2 protein-coding genes and 1 pseudogene are annotated in these 2,115 nt (G+C 59.4%); all 3 read right to left on the minus strand.

Annotated elements, in window-relative coordinates:
- Positions 1 to 363 (minus strand): annotated as a pseudogene (locus VOI27_RS23090) (xanthine dehydrogenase family protein molybdopterin-binding subunit); the annotation flags it as partial.
- Positions 360 to 1,334, minus strand: a complete 975-nt coding sequence (locus VOI27_RS23095; protein ID WP_323769021.1) for a xanthine dehydrogenase family protein subunit M — start codon at positions 1,332 to 1,334, stop codon at positions 360 to 362. The pseudogene VOI27_RS23090 and the gene VOI27_RS23095, both read right to left, overlap by 4 nt.
- Entirely contained in the window at positions 1,331 to 1,837 is a 507-nt protein-coding gene (locus tag VOI27_RS23100) for a 2Fe-2S iron-sulfur cluster-binding protein (RefSeq protein ID WP_323769022.1), read from the minus strand. The genes VOI27_RS23095 and VOI27_RS23100 overlap by 4 nt, the downstream gene beginning before the upstream one ends.
- Between the last annotated feature and the right edge of the window lie 278 nt (positions 1,838 to 2,115).

The raw sequence follows: 2,115 nt of genomic DNA on the forward strand, positions 1-2,115 counted from the left end.
CCCGATATAGGAAATCTTGCCATCCGGCTGGACAGGGGCCTCGTTTGCGGTGCCTTGGGCAGGGTTGCGCAGGAAGGTCTTGCCGTGAAACACGTCGCGCACACCGTCAAGCTTGCGCACGGCTTCGGCGTTCAATCCGGTGATCTGCCCACCTGCAACAGGCGCGCGGACAAGCACGCCGGTCATCATGCCCGCCGGTTGGTCTTCGTGGGCATAAGTGGCGCGGCCAGAAACTTTGAGCGGGCCGTCGGGACGGTCCATGCCGGTGTGGATCAACCCTTGAACCGTGGCATCCAGCCGATTGCGGTCGTCGGGTTCTTTCATCGTCAGTTCGGCGGTCGAGATGTTTATACCGTCGGTCATTGCTGTACCCCCGTCAGTTCCTTGAGTGTGGCAATCAACGTGCGCCGTGCCAGTGGCACTTTGAATGCGTTGCCGTCTTTGGGTGCTGCATCTGCCACCAGAATATCGGCGGCCTTACTGAATACGGTGGCCGAAGGCTCTTGCCCGACGAGCTCCTCTTCGACCGCCGGGTCGCGCCACGGCATCGATCCAATGCCACCACAGGCGATTGCGGCTTGGGTAATTTTGCCTTCCGATACCTCGATCCGCGCCGCGACTGATACCATGGCAAACGCGTAGGATGCGCGATCGCGTATTTTGCGATACGTCTGGTTCCCCTCCGCAGGGGCGGGCAAAGTGACGGCGGTGATCAGTTCACCCGATTGCAAAACTGTTTCAACTGCGGGATCGGTGGGGATCAGGTAGAATTCGGACAGCGGCACCGTGCGAGAGGCACCATCCGTGCCCTCGATCTCGATTTCGGCCCCCAGCATTTGCATCGCAACGGCCATATCACTGGGATGGCTGGCAATGCATTTGTCGGTGACGCCAAGGATCGCATGAAGCCGGTTCGCCCCCTCCATCGCGCCGCAGCCTGAACCTGGCTCGCGTTTGTTGCATGGTTGGTCGGTGTCGTAGAAATAATAGCAGCGGGTCCGTTGTAGAAGGTTGCCGCCGGTGGTCGCCTTGTTGCGCAGCTGACCCGACGCACCGGCCAACAAGGCCGACGACAGTGCGGCATAGTCTTCGCGAACCGTCATATCCGCCGCGAGGTCAGAGTTCGTGACCAAAGCGCCGATACGCAGCCCGCCGTCGCGCGTGGGAGTGATCTGTTTCAGGTCCAGCCGCGAGATGTCGACAAGTTTGTCAGGGGTCATCACCTCTAGCTTCATGAGGTCTAGCAGGTTGGTCCCGCCCGCGATGATTGTCGCGTCTGGGGTGCGGGTGACATCGCTGTTGGCACTGGCGCGGATATAGTCGAACTGCTTCATGACTGCTCCTCCGCGGTTTCGCGGATTGCATCGACGATATTGGGGTAGGCGGCGCAGCGGCAAATATTCCCTGACATCCGCTCTGATATTTCGGCATCGGTCAGCTCGGGCGACGCGGTGAGGCTGCCCGAAACATTGGAGGGCCAGCCGGCTTTGAATTCTTCGAGCATGGCGGTGGCTGAACAAATTTGACCCGGGGTGCAATAACCGCATTGGAATCCGTCGTGTTTCACGAAATTCTGCTGCATGTCCGACAGGTTGTGTTCGTCGCCCAACCCCTCGATTGTGGTGATTTCGTCGCCGTCATGCATGCAGGCAAGGCTGAGACATGAATTGATGCGGCGTCCGTTTATCATGACGGTGCAGGCCCCGCACTGTCCGTGATCGCAGCCTTTTTTGGTGCCGGTGAGGTTCAGGTGATTGCGCAGCGCATCCAGCAGCGAGGTGCGGGGGTCTGCATCAAGACTACGGTCTTTGCCATTAACAGTCAGTGTGGTTCGCATGAGAAGGGGGCCCTTTGTCCGATGACATCTAGGGAATAGAACCCCGGTCAGCGGGTCAGGGTTCCGCCCTGATGGCGGATCTGTGTAAGCGGCGGCGATATGATCGCGTGGATTGCGGCTTTCTCAGGCTGTGCAACGCCGCAAAAATTCGGTGATCCGTTCGGCGATCAGGCCGCGGTCATAATCTAATGTCGCAACATGGTAGGATCGCTCGAGCCAGCCAAGCTGGATATCGCTAGACGCCACCGAGGTCGCGATACGCGGTGCATTTTGCGGAT

The sequence above is a fragment of the Marinovum sp. genome, assembly GCF_034669705.1.
GTDB lineage: Bacteria > Pseudomonadota > Alphaproteobacteria > Rhodobacterales > Rhodobacteraceae > Marinovum.

Bases quoted from the DNA above. Each gene is read 5' to 3' on its own strand.
- VOI27_RS23095 (WP_323769021.1), bottom strand. From the start codon at position 1,334: ATGAAGCAGTTCGACTATATCCGCGCCAGTGCCAACAGCGATGTCACC.
- VOI27_RS23100 (WP_323769022.1), bottom strand. From the start codon at position 1,837: ATGCGAACCACACTGACTGTTAATGGCAAAGACCGTAGTCTTGATGCA.